Raw genomic sequence first — 14,572 nt, 5'->3', positions numbered from 1 at the left:
CCCGATCGCCCGCGAGGTACGGGCCAGCGGCGGCGGGGCGGTGCCGTTGGCGCTGCCGATGTGGACGTGACGGTGGTCGCCAACCATCGTCCGCGTGCTACGCATCTGGCCGCTCCCAGCCATCAGCCGATCGACGGACGGGTCCACCTTGGCGGGTGCTCGGCGGCAGCGCTGACGCGGCATCACGCCGGTGTGCCTCCACGGACGCCTGGCGCGCTGTTCAAGGCTGTCGCGGGATCGGTCGGGAAGCGTGCGGCGACCCGGGCGGCGGTGGCGGTGGCGCGGGGTGTGGTGGTCGCCAGGCCTATCACCGCGATCAGCAGGCCGCATGCCGTCAGGATCCACCAGGCGGGGTGGCTGGCGGCGGCGAATCCGGCTCGGCCCGGGGACTGGGTACGCGCGGAGACGATCGCCCCCAGGACGGCGACGCCGAGGTTGTTGCCGACCTGACGTCCGGTGGTGGTGATCGCGGCGGAGACCCCGGCCTGGGCGCGTGGCATGCCGGCCACGGCGGTGCTGGTGATCGGGGCGTTGACCAGGCCGAATCCGATGCCGAGGAGCACGTAGGCGATGAGCAGGACCGTCCATGGGGTGGCCGGTGTGAGCGTGGTCAGGGTCAGCGTCGCGGCGGCGATCAGCAGGCCCGCGGCGACCAGTGGCGGGCGTGGACCGCGCAGGGCGGTGAGGCGCCCGGACAGTGGTGAGGCGATCGCGGTGCCGACGGCCAGCGGCATGGTCAGCAGGCCGGCGTGCAGTGCGCTGTAGCCGCGCACGTCCTGCAGATACAGCGTGTTGAGGAACAGGAAGCCGGACAGGACGAGGAACGCGGTGACGGCGGCGACGAAGGAGCCGGTGAACGGGACCGAGCGGAAGAACGCCGGGTCGACCAACGGCTGCTCGCGGCGTCGTTCGTAGCCGGGCAGCGCCACGACCGCGGCTGCCGACAGGGCGAACAGGGCGATGATGGGGGTGCTGCCGTAGCCCTGGCGGGAGCCCTCGATGATCGCGAAGATCAGCGAGGTGAGGATCGTGACGACCAGCAACTGGCCGACCGGGTCCGGTCGTCGTGCTGTCGCGGCCCTGGACTCGGGAACGAACACCACGGTGAGCACCAGGGCGGCCAGCCCGATCGGGATGTTGATCCAGAAGATGGAGCGCCAGCCGGCCGAGGCGACCAGCAGGCCGCCGACCACCGGGCCGGCGGCCAGGGACAGGCCGACCGTGGTGCCCCACAGCCCGATCGCGCGGGCGCGCTCGCGGGGATCGGGGAAGGCGTGGGTGATGATCGACAGGGCGACCGGGTTGAGCATGCTGGCACCCAGCCCCTGGGTGATCCGGAACGCGATCAGCCAGCCCAGGGTCGGGGCCAGGGAGCAGGCCAGCGAGCCGACGGTGAACAGGGTCAGTCCGGCCTGGAACACCCGGCGCCGTCCGATCCGGTCGGCGGTGGATCCGGCGAGCATCATGAAGGCGGCGACGACCAGTGTGTAGCCGTCCACGGTCCACTGCAGGCCGCTCACCGAGGCGTGCAGATCGTGGCCGACGGCGGGCAGGGCGACGTTCACGGCGGTGGTGTCCAGGGCGGTGATCAGCAGGCTCAGGCAGCACACGGCCAGAATCACCCCCGCCCGCCGACGGCCGCCGTAGGCCCGGGACTCGTGCGTCGTCATGTCCGTCCTCTCGATGGGCGGTGGTGCGGCTGGTCGATGGGGAGTTCGTGGAGCTGGACGAGGCTTTCGGGACCGCCGGTGCTGAGCTCGGGTATGGCGGAGATGAAGCGGTGGACGTGCTCGGTGCGGAGGTGGGCGTCGAACGCGGCGGCGTCGGTGTAGACCTCGTAGAGGTAGAACCGGCCGGGGACATCACGGGCCTCGTAGGCGGTGAAGGTGACGCAGCCGGGTTCGCGGCGCACCTCGCGGACGAGTTCGACGATCCTCGCGCGGAAGCTGTCCTCCAGGCCGGGTCTGGCGTCCAGAACGGCGATCATCGGGCGGGGGTTCGGATCCTCCGCGTCGACCTGGAGGTTGACGTGGTCGAGGCTCGCGGTGCGGAAGTCCTCGGTGTCGGTCATGGTTCAGAGCTCGATCCTGATGCCGGGTTCGACGATGCGGACGCTGGTCCCGGGGGCCAGGTCGCGCGCGGCGTCCTGGTAGCGCAGCGGGTTCTTGTCGCTGTGGGTGATCAACCGGTCGCCCAGGAAGCCCTTGGTGAAGGCGTAGTGGTGCGGGACGGCCAGTTCGGGTTTGAGGACGGCGGTCAGTTCGGCCGCCTCGTCGGCGTTCATGACGACCTGCATGTTGTCGGCCGGCCGGATGTGCAGGCCGTTGGTGGGCAGCAGGGCGACGGAGATGTGCCCCAACCGCTCGGGGATCTCGGCCAGTTCGGGGATGAGCAGGGTGTCGCCGGCGAAGTACACCGCGTCGGAGCCGGCGCGCAGGACGAAGGTGACCTCGTAGACACCGTGCTTGGCCGGGGTCGCTGTGACGGTGACGCCGCCGACCTCGGCCTCCTGCCAGGGCGCGAGGGCCGTGACGTTCGTGAAGCCGTGCTTGCGCGCTGCCTCCACAACGGTCCCGGCGACGAACAGCGGTACCGTGCGGTCCCGGTACGCGGCGAAGGCGTCCAGGTCGCAGTGGTCGTAGTGCTCGTGGCTGATCAGTACGCCGTCGAGCCGGGGCAGGTCGGGGATGCCGATCGCGATCGGCTCGCCCTGGTAGTAGCCGGGCCGGGTACTGAACCACGGGTCGGTCAGGAAGGTGCGGCCGCCTATTTCGATCAGGTGGCAGCTGTGCGTGATGCGGGTGACCGCGGTCTTGGGCATGGCGGGGTCTCCGTGGGGGGCGGGGGTCGGCAGGTGGTCCCGGCTCAGCGGGCGAAAGCGGAGAAGTCCGTGTCGGCGCTGTCCCAGATCGCGTGGTCGACCTGGTCGGGGGTCTCCAGCTGCGGGGAGTGGCCCGTCTCCGGGAGCAGTTGGAACCGGGCCATGGGGATCGCCGCGGCGTAGGCGCGCCCGTAGTCGACGTCGACGATCCCGTCGCTCTCGCCCCACAGCACGAGGGTGGGGAGCTCCAGGGACCCGAGACGTCCGACGAGGGTGGGGTCGGCCATGGCGGAGCCCGCGTAGGCGGCGATCGCGGTCCGGTTTCCCGCGGCGATCGCCTGCGCCGCCGGGGGCAGGGTCGCGGGGTCGACACGGAAGGGCTCGGGATCGTGGAAGCTGAGCTCGAAGACCTGATCCATGGTCAGGGAGAAGAAGTCGGCCACCGGGTGGCCGGACACCTCGATCCCGACCGCGTCGACAAGGACGATGCCGCTGATACGGGGCGACTTCAGGAGCGCGATCTCGGCGGTGATCCAGCCGCCGATCGAGTTGCCGATGACGGTCACGTCGGTCAGGTCGAGCTGGTCCAGCAGCGCGCCGTAGAGCGCGGCAAGGCCTGGGACGGAGGTCAATGTCCCGGGTCGTACGGTGCCGGCGAAGCCCGGGTGGGTCGGGACCAGCACGCGTACGTCGTGAGCGGCGGCGAACTTCTCGGCGAACCCTGTCACCGACTGCGGGCCGGCCCCGCCGTGCAGCAGCAGGAACGGCTGCCCGGCGCCGTATGCGGCCACGGACACGTCGACCGGGCCGACTTCGCCGAGGCTGACGGTGTACCGAGTGGTGATTCCCATGGCCTTCTCCTTGATCGCAGGTGCGGGTGGTCGGGCGAAGTCGGTGGACGGTTCGGTGGAGTACCGGCTCATCGCCTCGACCGTCGCCTCGTCGGTAAGCTGCCGGCCGTCGGCGATCATGTCGCGCAGGTCCCGGAAGTAGTTGACGTACAGGTCCGGGGTGAACGTGTTGAGCAGGACCGTGGTGCCGTCGGTCGGGTTGGCGAAGGTGTGCGGGGCGCCGGGCGGGATCATGACCAGTGTTCCGGCGGGCGCGTCGTACACGGTCTCGCCGACGGTGAACCGGGCTGCGCCGGACACGACGTAGAAGCCCTCGTCGTGCCGGGCGTGCCGGTGCTGCGGCGGACCGTCGGTGTGCGGGGCGAGCGTGATCTCCCCGATACCGAGGCGGTGGTCGGTCGTGGCGCCGTCTTCGAGGATCCGCATCCGGGTCGGGCCGAGCTGGATCGACTCGCCGTCGTCCGGGCCGACCACTGAGACGTCCGTCATCTGAACCTCCGGGAAGAGAGACCGCTGTGTTTATTGGAGTTGGCTCTCATGAATGTAGACGGTCAGCTCTCGTTATGCAAGTCAACTCTCATTACGAGGGCATGCTTGTTCCGTGATCCCGGCAAGCCTGGGGTGTTCGTCTGTTCAGAGCGAGTGGTCGGCCGTCCTGACGAAGACCTGGGCCACCCCGTCGTCCAGCCGACGCTCACCCACGGACAGGAATCCCAAACGGTGGGCGAACCCGATACTCGGCGTGTTTCCGCTGTCGACCAGGGCCCACACGGCAGGTAGGCGCAGGCCCGACAGCGCGTAGTCCAGCAGCGCCCCGATCGCCTCCGTGGCCAGGCCCTGTCGCCACAGGTCGGGACGCACGCACCACCCGGTCTCGATCAACCGGCTGGGCAGGTCCCGCGCCGGTTGCAGGTGTCCCAGTCCGACCACCTGCCCGTCCAACAGCCATGTCCAGTAGCCCAGTTGGGGCGGGCCCGCGTAGGCCAGCCGGCCGGCCACGAGGTCTCGCGCGGCCCGTTCGTCGCTGAAGTCGACCGGGAAGTAGCGGCTGGCCCGCGGGTCCGCGAACAGCGCGACAAGTCCCTCGGTGTGGCCCGGGACCAGCGGCGCCAGGGTGAGACGCTCGCTCGCCAGGACCGGCTGTGCGCGAGGGACGGTTCCACGACTCATGATCGCCGCCCAGGGGTCGGCCGGGCGACGGGCTCGGTCACGTCAGCGCACCTCGAAGGTGGCGCCGAGGCCCATACCGGTGATCCATTCCGGGACCGGCTCGTACGCGGTCCACACCAGCGGTGCCCGTACCGCGGCGTGTCCGATCAGCCAGGTGCGGATCTCGTGGCCCCCGCTGCCCGCCTGCTCCTCAAGACCCGCGTCGCCGAGGGCCGCGATCGGCCGGGACTCTCCGGTACCCAACTGCTTGAGGAACCAGCGGTCCCACCCGCTGTTGACGTGAGCGTGCCGGTTGCCGCCCATCTCCCGTACCCGGTGCTCGCGCTCGACCGAGAAGGCGCGGGGGGCCTCGCGTCCGTGGATCACCGCGTGCCGGCGCTCCTCGGCCATCGCCGGGTCGCGGGGGTCGTTGCTGGGCAGCCAGTGGGAGAGCCCGCCGCTCGCGATGATCAGCACCCGGCCGGTGCCGTCGCCGTCGCGCAGGGCGTCGCCCAGGGCCCGGCCGAAGCCGATGCAGCGCTCCATGGTCGGCAGTGGGGGAGCGGCGGTGTTCACGACGAGCGGCACCATCGGTATCTCCGCGCCGGCGCAGACCATCTCGTAACTCTGCACGAGTCCGTGATCGACGGTCAGCGAGTAGGACAGCGACAGGTCGAAGCCCGCGCCGGTGAGCCCGTCGTACACGGACCAGGCCAGTTCGCCGGCGACGGGCAGGGGGCCCGACCGGCTGCCGAAGTCCCCGAATCCGGTCGCGTGCTCGACACCGAGGAGGAACGGCGGCATGGCGTCGTAGAAGTTCCCGTGGAAGTGGTCGGGGCCGATGACCACGACCGCGTCGGGCGCGAGCCGCTCGACCGCCCGGGAGAGGCGGGCCGCCTCGGTGAGGAACCGGCCGCCGGGCTGCTCGGGGTCGGCTGGCGGCAGCAGGGTGGCGAAGGGGGAGTGGGACAGGGCGACCATGCCGATGATCTCGCTCATACCGGGTCCTTGCCGAGCAGCAGGAAGTCGCGGTGGGCGCGCAGGAACTCGGGGGGCTTCTCCCACTGCGGCCAGTGACCGGCGCCCTCGATCACGTGCAGGCGGGCGTCGGGCAGCCAGCTCTGGAGCAGCGCCGCCTCGTCGAGTCCACCGGTCGGGTCGTGGTCGGTCCACAGCAGCAGGGTGGGCGCGGTGATCCCGCCGACCCAGGCGGGGTCCCAGGCGAAGTCCTTGCGCACTTCGGGGTCCTGGAGCACCAGGGTGTTCTCGATCGCGCGCAGGAAGCCGGGGCGGCTGTAGACGGCGCGTCGCAGGTTCACCAGCTCGTCGGTGACCATCGAGGTGTCGTGGAAGAGGAACTCGACACGGCGGCGCACGGTCGCGTCGCTCGGGTCCCGGACGGCGGCCAGGGTGCTCTCGCGCATCCGGACCATCACCTCCGGCTTGTTGGCGATGTTCCCGGGGGTGTTGAGCACGAGCCGTTCGACGCGGTCGGGGTGGTACGCCGCGGTCCACGCGGTCACCCAGCCGCCGAGCGATTCGCCGGACAGGTGCGCCGAGTCGATACCGAGCGCGTCCATCAGGCCGACCAGGTGATCGGAGAGCACGTCGATCGTGTAAGGCCGGTCGGGGAGGTCGGACCAGCCGTGGCCGACCATGTCGTAGGCGGTGACGCGGAAGTCGGCGGCCAGCCCGGCGATGTCCCGGGCGTAGGCCTCCAGGTGTCCGCCGGTGCCGTGCAGCAGGATCAGGTCGGGGCCGGACCCCGCGCGCAGCACCCGGGTGCGGACGCCGGCGACGTCGACGAAGCGCAACTCGTGCTCCACGTCGGACAGTTCGCCCCAGATGCCGATGTGGGCGGGCGACGGGCTCATGCCTGCTCCTCCTTGAATCGTGCGCGGGCCTCGGCGACCGTGGCCAGTCCCGCGCTCTGCCGGCGTCCGACGCCCAGCAGGTTCAGCAGGCGGGAGTTCTCGATGGTCAGGAACTCGACCGGCTCGGTCTGCGAGTCGTTGTAGTGGCGGTGCCAGGTCCAGGGCGGGGTGTAGATGAAGTCGCCGGCGGCCCAGGGCTCGGTGTCGTCCTCGATCTCGCTGTGGCCGCGCCCGCTGATGACGAAGTGCACGGTCTCGTGATGATGGCGCTGCATGTCCGAGCTCAGGCCCGGCGGGATGGTCTGCCGGAAGAGTTCGAAGGTGGCCGTCGGCAGCAGACCGGCGATCGCCAGCACGGTCGGGTTGTGCACCTGGTCGGCCGGCAGGGGTGCGAGCTCGTCGGCGTGCACGACGACCGGCCGTGCCGCACCGGGCTGCACGGTGTCGTGGAGCGAGCCGAGGAAATCGGCCATGGTGAAGCGGGATCCCGATGCCGCCATCAGATCGTCTCCGTCCTTCCGCCGTCGACCGTGAGCACGGTCCCGTTGATGTATGCCGCGTCGTCGGAGGCCAGGAACGCCACGGCCGCCGCGATCTCCGCCGGCCGCGCGGCGCGCCCGGCCGGAATCCGCGCGAGGTCCTGCGCGTCCAGTTCGTCGAAACCGTGTTGTGTCGCGCGTGCCCGGTTGGCCAGGATCTGCTTACGCCGCTCGGTCGAAGTGGCGCCGGGAGCAACGCAGTTGACGGTGACGCCCGCGGCCGCGAACTCCAGGGAGAGCAGCTTGGCCGCGGCCGTGACCGCGGAACGCAGCACCACGGACGCGGCCAGGTCGGGCTGGGGCTGGCGCACCGCGGTGGACGTCACGAACACGACCCGCCCGAAGCCGCGCTTCGCCATGCCCGGCATCGCCAGGCGGGCCAGCCGCAGCGGGCCGAGCAGCAACAGTTCGGACGCCTCCCGCCAGCGCGTGTCGTCGAGGTCGAGGATCCCACCGGGCGGTGGACCGCCCGCGTTGAGCACGAGCACGTCGAGGCCGCCGTGGCGGTGCTCGACCTCTTCCATCGCCGCCGCTGCCGAGGCGGGGTCGGCCATGTCGCTCACCAGGGCGTGCACTTCGGCCACGGCGCCGCGGAGCCGGGCGGCCGCGGCTTCGAGGGAGTCGGCGTGCCGACCGGTGATCACCACCCGGTCGCCCGCACCTGCCAGGCGCTCGGCGATCGCGTGACCGATACCGCTGGAACCGCCGCCGACCAATGCTGTCCGCATGATGTGGGCATCCTCCTGAATCCGCTCCTTGTCCGCGGAGCGGGACGGCCTTAGCGTGACCGGCATGAGCCCTGGAGAACAAGGGACGAGTCCCACTGCGCGGGACGGCGCGATGGAGACCAAGGGCCTGGAGCGCGCGGCGGCGATCCTCGGCGCCTTCGACGCGGCACACCGCGAGCTGACCCTCTCCGCGCTCGTGGCCCGCTGCGGGCTGCCCCGGTCGACCACGCACCGCACCGCAGAGCGGATGATCCGGCTCGGCTGGCTGGACAAGCCCCAGGGCCACTACCGGATCGGCAACAGGCTGTTCGAGATCGCGAGCCTGGCGCCCATCCGGCTCGAACTGCGGGAGGCCGTCCTGCCCTACCTGCAGGACCTGCACACCGCGACCAGGAACACCGTGCAGCTCGGCGTCCTGGACGGCGCGCAGATCCTGGTCGTCGAGAAGATCACCGGACACCGTCCCATGCCGATGCTCTCCCAGGTCGGCGGGATCGTCCCGGCGTACTGCTCGGCGCTGGGCCGGGCCATCCTCGCCTACAGCGAGACCGCGACCATCGACGCCGTGCTCGACGCCGGAACGCCGCCGCGCAACCCGCGCACGCTGACCTCCAAGGAGGCCGTCATCCGCGAGCTGACCGCCGTGCCGGCCAGGGGCTGGGCGGTCGAACGAGAGGAGGGCAACATCGGCGTGAGCTGCGTCGCCGCCCCGATCTTCGGCCCGGACGGCGACGTCGCCGCGGCCCTGTCCGTGACCGGACCCACCGCCCTGGTCCGCGCCGACCGGGCCGGGCCGGCTGTGCGGCTCGCCGCCGCGGCGGCCTCCCGGGCCTACAGCACCCGCCGCTGAAATCGTCCCAGCCCGTGGGACTGGGTCATTGCGCATCGACCGCGTCGAAACCACGCTGGGCGCAGCGGATCAGCGCCGCGGTCGGACGGCCGCGGTGGCGACCGGAAGGAGACGACGGTGACTCTAGGCGGTGGCTACATGCTGCCCTCCCGCGACGGACACAAGATCGCGGCGATCGGGCTCGGCATCACCCTCAAGGCGGACGGCGCGGCGACACGCGACGCGTACTCGCTGTTCGAGTACACGGTCCCGCCGGAGACCGACGGACCGCCGCCGCATCTGCACACGCGCGAGGACGAGTCCTTCATCTGTCTGGCCGGACGGCTCGACGTGCACCTCGGCGGCAGGGACTTCGTCCTCGAACACGGCGACTACCTCTATCTGCCGCGCGACGTGGTCCACGCCTTCCGCAACCCCTACCCGGAGGAGTCGCGCGTCATCTCCGTCGTCTCGCCCGCCGGTCTGGAGGGCTACTACCAGGCGCTCGCGGAGATGCCGCCGGGACCGAAGGACATCGGGCTGATGAAGAAGATCATGGCCGACTTCGGCATCGAGCTCCAACTCCCGCCCGAGGTCGCGTGACCATGAGGATCGCCATCATCGGTGCCGGTGTCGCCGGCCTGGTCACCGCGAAGGTGCTCACCCAGGCCGGGCACCAGACGCACGTGTTCGAGAAGACGCCGGACGTGGGCGGCGTGTGGAGCCGGACGCGCCGCTACCCGGGAGTGACGACACAGAGCCCGAAGGCGCAGTACTCCTTCTCCGACTTCCCCATGTCCAAGGACTTCCCGGAGTGGCCCGACGGCGCCCAGGTCCAGTCCTACCTCGCCGACTACACCGCCCACTTCGGACTCGAACCCGCACTGCGCCTGAGCACCGAGGTGGTCTCTGCCGAGCCGGCCGACGACGGCACGTGGAACGTCGAGTACCGCGACGCCGCAGGCACGCACACCGCGGAGACCTACGACCGACTCGTCGTCGCCAATGGGGTGTTCTGCGAACCCGCCGTACCGGAGTTCGACGGCCTGGCGGAGTTCACCGAGGCCGGCGGCCAGGTGTGCGCAGGCACCGAGTTCCACGACGCCGAGCAGGCCCGGGGCCGTGACGTCCTCGTCGTCGGCTACGGCAAATCGGCCTGCGACGTGGCCGTGCCGATCAGCGCCGTCGCCGCCCGCACCGATGTGATCGCGCGCCAACTGCTGTGGAAGGTCCCGCGGAAGATCGGCGGCCGGCTGAACTTCAAGATGCTGCTGCTCACCCGGCTCGGCGAAGCGCTGTTCCGGTACATCCGCCTGCGCGGCTTCGAACGCTTCCTGCACGGCCCCGGCAACGGCCTGCGCCGTCGGATGATCAACTCCATCGGCACCGTGTCCATACGTCAACTCGGCCTCAAGCGGCTCGACCTGGAGCCCGAGGGGGCGATGGAGGACATCGTGCGCGGCGCCATCGGGCTCGCGACCGAGGGCTTCTTCGAGGCCGTCACCGCGGGCGACATCACCGTGCACCGGGACCGCACCATCGAGCGGCTCCTCGTCGTGGACGGCGCCCCCTCCGCCCGCCTCTCCGACGGCACCCTGCTCCCCGCCGACCTGGTGGTCTGCGCCACCGGCTTCACCCAGGGCGTCCCGTTCCTGCCCGAGCAAGTGCGTGCCCAACTCCTCGACGAGCGCGGCAACTTCATGCTCTACCGCCAGATCCTGCCACTCGGGGTCCGGGGCCTGTACTTCAACGGCTACAACTCCTCCTTCTTCAGCCCGCTCAACGCCGAGCTCGCCGCCCTGTGGATCGCGGCCGACCTCGCCGCCGCGCTGGAGACACCCGACACCGACACCATGAGACACGCGGTCGTCGAGCAACTGGCCTTCATGGACGTTGCCACCGACACCCACCACTGCCGCGGCACCAAGATCATCCCGTTCTCGATGCACAACGCCGACGAAGTACTGAGCGACCTCGACCTCAACATCAGCCCGCTCGTCCGCGCCGCCCACTGGCTCGGCCCGGTCGACCCGGCCGCGTACCGAGGGCTGACCCCGAAGCTGCTCAAGCGCCTGGCGCAGACCGACTCCGGGGACCCGGACCGATCACACCTCCGTATGGTGACCGGCCCGGGTGGTTCGGCTCCGGGGGCGGGACGGGGGAGTGTGCCGGACCAGAGCCTGACGAGATCTTCGCCGCAGGGCTGAGACGAACCGAGTGGCCAGACCGCGCCTGCCCGCAGCTGCCGCCGTCCGCCTTGGCGCACACGCCCCACGTGTGCCGGGGCGGACCCGCTCGCGCGGATGCCGACGGATGTGAACGGCGGGGCTTGACAACGATGTCGGCCGGCGGCAGTTTCCACCAGGCGTGCACGGCGACCGACACACCCGCTTCAGGACGGAGCTGTCCATGAGAAGAAGATCAGCGTTACGCACGATGCGTTTCCTGCGAAGACGTCTCACGGGCATCGCCCTGGTGAGCAGCCTGGCGGCCATGACGGTGACCGGTACCGGAGAGGCGTCGGCCGACGCACCGACGATCCACCGACCCGCGTCGGTGACCTCCGGCAACGCACGTTTCCAGGTCCTGTCCCCGACCCTGATACGCACCGAGTACGCGCAGGACGGGAAGTTCACCGACAGCGCGACATTCAACGCGATCGGCCGCACCGCGTTCGCACCGGCCTCGTACACCTCCAGCACGTCCGACGGCTGGCTGACCATCAGCACGAGCGCGCTCACCCTGCGCTACCAGGTGGGTTCCGGGCCCTTCGACGCCCAGAACCTCTCCGTGCGCCTGTCGGCCGGCGGGTCGTCTGTCGACGCCACGCCGTGGCAGCGGCTCACCTGCGGCCTGGGCGCCCTGTGCGAGGCCGAGCAACTGCCGCACAGCGGGCCGGGCGTGGCCTCGGACCACTCCGGTTACACCGGCTCCGGATTCCTGGCCGGCTTCGAGGGGACGGGCGACTCCCTGTCGGCCGACGTCGATGTCACCACGTCGGGGATGTACCGGTTCGACATCCGCTACGCCAACTCCCTCGGCGGCGACGGCCAGAACACGACGCGCACTCTCACGCTGTCGGTGGATGGCGGCGCGAACGAGTCGGTGAGCCTGCCCGTCACCGCGAACTGGAACACCTGGGGTCTGGCGAGCGGCGCGGTACAACTGGGCGCCGGCCACCACACGATCGCGCTGACGAGGACCGCCGCGGACTCCGGCGACGTCAACATCGACAGCGTGGCCCTGGTCGACGAGGGCGACGGCTATCCGCCGACGTCGACGACCGCGATCACCGGCTGCGGATTCGGCGCCAACTGCGAGGCCGAGGCCGACCGCGCCTCCGGTTCGGCGATCACGGCCACCGACCACACCGGCTACTCCGGCAGCGGCTTCCTCGCCGAACTGAACCAGGGGGCAGGCCTGTTGACCCACGTGGTCGGCGTACCGGCCGACGGCACCTACGCGTTGCAGGTCCGCTACGCCAACGCCACCGGCCGCGACGGGCTTTACCAGACCCGGACGGCGACAGTGTCCTCCGGCGGCACCACGAAGACCCTGTCGCTGCCCGTCACCGGCAACTGGGACACCTGGCAGACCGCCTCGGTCCCCGTCACCCTCAAGGCCGGAGCCAACGACATCTCCGTCGGCTGTCCGGACGCGGCGAGTTGCCACGTCAACCTCGACACGGTCTCCGTCACCGCCGCCGACTCACCGCCTCCGCAACCGCACTCGGCGCTCGGCGGCTACCGCCGCAGCCTCGACGGCGTCAACGGCGACAACGGCACCCCGGCCACCACACCCGGCCTGCTGTACAAGGACGGCTGGTACCTGCTCGACGACACCGTCTCGGCCCTCTACGACACCGGCACCCGCCAGGTCACCCCACGCCCGTCCCACGGCGGCACGCCGTACCAGGACGGCTATGTCTTCGGCTACGGCCACGACTACAAACAGGCCCTGTCCGACCTGGCCACCCTCACCGGGCCGCCCCAACTCCTTCCCCAATGGGCCTACGGCGTCTGGTACTCGGAGTACATCGACCGCACCGCCGCCGACTACGAGAACAGGATCCTGCCCGCCTTCCGCGCCGAGGGCGTACCCCTGGACGTCCTGGTGACCGACACCGACTTCAAGTCACCGAACACCTGGAGCGGTTGGGAGATCGACACGTCCAAGTTCCCTGATCCGAAAGGGTTCTTCGACTGGTCCGCCGCCCAGGGCCTGCACAACACACTCAACGTCCACCCGAGCATCCTCAGCGGCGACCCGCAGTTCGCCCAGGCCCAGGCAACCGCCAAGGGCAAGCTGCACAAGGGCGGTTGCGCCCCCTCCGCGAACAGCGGCCCGGGGGACTGCTACACCTTCGACTGGGGCGATCCCGACCAGCTCAAGGCGTACATGGACCTGCACCGGACCATGGACGAGCAGGGCAACGACTTCTGGTGGCCGGACTGGTGCTGCGACAACTCCCAGTCCTCGCTGCCGGGCGTCACTCCCGACGCGTGGATCAACCAGCAGTACGCCACGGACGCCGACAAGACCGTCGGCCGCGGCTTCGTCGTCTCCCGCGCCTACGGCTCCCTCCAGGCGGGCGGCTACAGCGGCCAGCAGGGTCTGCCGACCGGACCGTGGGCCGACAAGCGCACCACCGTCCACTTCACCGGCGACACCTCCTCCACCTGGGGCACTCTGAAGGCGGAGGTCGGCTACACCCCCGGCGAAGCGGCAGCCACCGGCCTGTCGGCGATCAGCCACGACATCGGCGGCCACAACGACACCACGAACCTGACCGGTTCGGAGACCTACACCTCCGACGGCACGACCCACACCACGCACAAACTCCCCGACGACATGTACGCCCGCTGGGTCCAGCTCGGCACCTTCCAGCCCGTCGACCGCCTGCACAGCAACCACAGCGACCGCCTGCCCTGGCAGTACGGCACCGCGGCCCGCGCCTCGGCGGACAAGTTCCTCAACCTGCGCGAGAACCTCGTGCCTTACACCTACTCACTCGCCCAGCAGGCCAACACCACCGGCGTCCCCGTCACCCGCCCGACCTACCTGGAATACCCCAACGAGCCGCAGGCGTACGCCACTTCGGGCAGCGAGTACTTCTACGGCCCCGACATGCTCGTCGCCCCCGTCACCACGCCCGGCACCACGGCCACGACCTCGGTGTGGTTCCCGCCCGGCAGCCAGTGGACCGACTACTTCACCGGACAGACCTACGCGGGCGGCACCACCCAGAACATCACCTCCGGCCTCGACACCATGCCGGTGTTCGTCAAGGCGGGCTCCGTCGTCCCGACCCGCACGAACAACGTCACCAGCGACGACAAGGCCCCGCTGACCAAGGTCACACTCACCGTCGCCGCGGGCGCCTCCGGCTCCTCCTCCCTCTACGAGGACGACGGAACCACCACCGGACGCGGCCACACGGCCACCACGAGGATCCGGTACCGGCAGAACGGCGCCAAGCACACGCTGACGATCAGTCCCACCACCGGGACCTTCCACGGCCAGGTCAGCACCCGGCAGTGGACGGTCTCCCTGCTCGGCGTCACCGCCCCGAGCACCGTGCGCGTAGGAGGGTTCCAACTGTCCCACGACAACTACCACTTCGACCCAGCGACCCGAACTCTGACGCTCACGCTGCCTCCGCGCGGCCTGCACGCGTCGATCACCGTGACGTGCAGTTGACCACTACCTGTCTCCCGTCGCTATACGCCATGTATGGTGAGGCGCTGTCGCCATACGCGGTGTATAGCGAGCCGGTCGCTG

At 70.4% G+C, this 14,572-nt stretch carries 13 protein-coding genes and 1 pseudogene; 4 read left to right on the top strand and 10 right to left on the bottom strand.

The window, feature by feature from the left end; translation table 11 throughout:
- Nucleotides 1–182 precede the first annotated feature (182 nt).
- The 10 genes and pseudogenes from OH768_RS05990 to OH768_RS05945 all read right to left on the bottom strand — a co-directional run bounded on the left by OH768_RS05990 (nt 183) and on the right by OH768_RS05945 (nt 7,962).
- Nucleotides 183–1,670 carry an MFS transporter gene (locus tag OH768_RS05990; protein WP_406450776.1) on the bottom strand — a complete coding sequence of 496 codons (1,488 nt, stop codon included), beginning with the start codon at nt 1,668–1,670 and terminating at the stop codon, nt 183–185.
- Nucleotides 1,667–2,071: a putative quinol monooxygenase gene (locus tag OH768_RS05985; protein ID WP_406450774.1), complete on the bottom strand. Its 405-nt coding sequence runs from the start codon at nt 2,069–2,071 to the stop codon at nt 1,667–1,669. The genes OH768_RS05990 and OH768_RS05985 overlap by 4 nt, the downstream gene beginning before the upstream one ends.
- A gap of 3 nt (nt 2,072–2,074) precedes the next feature.
- On the bottom strand, nt 2,075–2,821 hold the full coding sequence (locus OH768_RS05980) for an MBL fold metallo-hydrolase (RefSeq protein WP_406450772.1): 747 nt from the start codon (nt 2,819–2,821) through the stop codon (nt 2,075–2,077).
- Nucleotides 2,822–2,865: 44 nt separating this feature from the next.
- Nucleotides 2,866–3,672, bottom strand: coding sequence for an alpha/beta fold hydrolase (locus tag OH768_RS05975; protein ID WP_406465155.1), 807 nt, complete (start codon nt 3,670–3,672; stop codon nt 2,866–2,868).
- Nucleotides 3,673–3,705: 33 nt separating this feature from the next.
- Nucleotides 3,706–4,161: pseudogene (locus OH768_RS05970) on the bottom strand (cupin domain-containing protein); the annotation flags it as partial.
- Nucleotides 4,162–4,305: 144 nt separating this feature from the next.
- Nucleotides 4,306–4,842, bottom strand: coding sequence for a GNAT family N-acetyltransferase (locus tag OH768_RS05965; protein WP_406450770.1), 537 nt, complete (start codon nt 4,840–4,842; stop codon nt 4,306–4,308).
- Nucleotides 4,843–4,884: 42 nt separating this feature from the next.
- Nucleotides 4,885–5,820, bottom strand: coding sequence for a 2,3-dihydroxyphenylpropionate 1,2-dioxygenase (locus tag OH768_RS05960; RefSeq protein WP_406450768.1), 936 nt, complete (start codon nt 5,818–5,820; stop codon nt 4,885–4,887).
- On the bottom strand, nt 5,817–6,695 hold the full coding sequence (locus tag OH768_RS05955) for an alpha/beta fold hydrolase (RefSeq protein ID WP_406450766.1): 879 nt from the start codon (nt 6,693–6,695) through the stop codon (nt 5,817–5,819). The genes OH768_RS05960 and OH768_RS05955 overlap by 4 nt, the downstream gene beginning before the upstream one ends.
- Complete coding sequence (locus OH768_RS05950) at nt 6,692–7,195, bottom strand: cupin domain-containing protein (protein ID WP_406450764.1); 504 nt, start codon at nt 7,193–7,195, stop codon at nt 6,692–6,694. The genes OH768_RS05955 and OH768_RS05950 overlap by 4 nt, the downstream gene beginning before the upstream one ends.
- Entirely contained in the window at nt 7,195–7,962 is a 768-nt protein-coding gene (locus OH768_RS05945; RefSeq protein WP_406450762.1) for an SDR family oxidoreductase, read from the bottom strand. Before OH768_RS05945 ends, OH768_RS05950 begins: the two co-directional genes overlap by 1 nt.
- 64 nt (nt 7,963–8,026) lie before the next feature.
- Between OH768_RS05945 and OH768_RS05940 the strand changes: the two genes are divergently transcribed.
- The 4 genes from OH768_RS05940 to OH768_RS05925 all read left to right on the top strand — a co-directional run bounded on the left by OH768_RS05940 (nt 8,027) and on the right by OH768_RS05925 (nt 14,491).
- The gene (locus tag OH768_RS05940; RefSeq protein WP_406450760.1) at nt 8,027–8,812 is read left to right on the top strand and encodes an IclR family transcriptional regulator; all 786 of its coding nucleotides are present in this window, start codon (nt 8,027–8,029) and stop codon (nt 8,810–8,812) included.
- Nucleotides 8,813–8,929: 117 nt separating this feature from the next.
- Nucleotides 8,930–9,394 (top strand): cupin domain-containing protein, encoded by a 465-nt coding sequence (locus OH768_RS05935; RefSeq protein ID WP_359612545.1) that lies wholly within the window; start codon nt 8,930–8,932, stop codon nt 9,392–9,394.
- Nucleotides 9,395–9,396: 2 nt separating this feature from the next.
- A complete protein-coding gene (locus tag OH768_RS05930; protein ID WP_406450758.1) occupies nt 9,397–10,998 on the top strand; it encodes a flavin-containing monooxygenase in 1,602 nt (533 codons plus the stop codon).
- 286 nt (nt 10,999–11,284) lie between these two features.
- The gene (locus OH768_RS05925; protein ID WP_406465153.1) at nt 11,285–14,491 is read left to right on the top strand and encodes a TIM-barrel domain-containing protein; all 3,207 of its coding nucleotides are present in this window, start codon (nt 11,285–11,287) and stop codon (nt 14,489–14,491) included.
- Nucleotides 14,492–14,572: the final 81 nt, after the last annotated feature.

The sequence above is a fragment of the Streptomyces sp. NBC_01622 genome, assembly GCF_045209635.1.
Lineage (GTDB): Bacteria > Actinomycetota > Actinomycetes > Streptomycetales > Streptomycetaceae > Streptomyces.
Note: the sequence above shows the minus strand (reverse complement) of the source record. Positions and strands in the feature narration are given on the sequence as shown.

Bases quoted from the DNA above. Each gene is read 5' to 3' on its own strand.
- OH768_RS05985 (WP_406450774.1), bottom strand. From the start codon at position 2,071: ATGACCGACACCGAGGACTTCCGCACCGCGAGCCTCGACCACGTCAAC.
- OH768_RS05990 (WP_406450776.1), bottom strand. From the start codon at position 1,670: ATGACGACGCACGAGTCCCGGGCCTACGGCGGCCGTCGGCGGGCGGGG.
- OH768_RS05930 (WP_406450758.1), top strand. From the start codon at position 9,397: ATGAGGATCGCCATCATCGGTGCCGGTGTCGCCGGCCTGGTCACCGCG.
- OH768_RS05950 (WP_406450764.1), bottom strand. From the start codon at position 7,195: ATGGCGGCATCGGGATCCCGCTTCACCATGGCCGATTTCCTCGGCTCG.
- OH768_RS05980 (WP_406450772.1), bottom strand. From the start codon at position 2,821: ATGCCCAAGACCGCGGTCACCCGCATCACGCACAGCTGCCACCTGATC.
- OH768_RS05965 (WP_406450770.1), bottom strand. From the start codon at position 4,842: ATGAGTCGTGGAACCGTCCCTCGCGCACAGCCGGTCCTGGCGAGCGAG.
- OH768_RS05925 (WP_406465153.1), top strand. From the start codon at position 11,285: ATGACGGTGACCGGTACCGGAGAGGCGTCGGCCGACGCACCGACGATC.
- OH768_RS05940 (WP_406450760.1), top strand. From the start codon at position 8,027: ATGAGCCCTGGAGAACAAGGGACGAGTCCCACTGCGCGGGACGGCGCG.
- OH768_RS05945 (WP_406450762.1), bottom strand. From the start codon at position 7,962: ATGCGGACAGCATTGGTCGGCGGCGGTTCCAGCGGTATCGGTCACGCG.
- OH768_RS05975 (WP_406465155.1), bottom strand. From the start codon at position 3,672: ATGGGAATCACCACTCGGTACACCGTCAGCCTCGGCGAAGTCGGCCCG.
- OH768_RS05960 (WP_406450768.1), bottom strand. From the start codon at position 5,820: ATGAGCGAGATCATCGGCATGGTCGCCCTGTCCCACTCCCCCTTCGCC.
- OH768_RS05955 (WP_406450766.1), bottom strand. From the start codon at position 6,695: ATGAGCCCGTCGCCCGCCCACATCGGCATCTGGGGCGAACTGTCCGAC.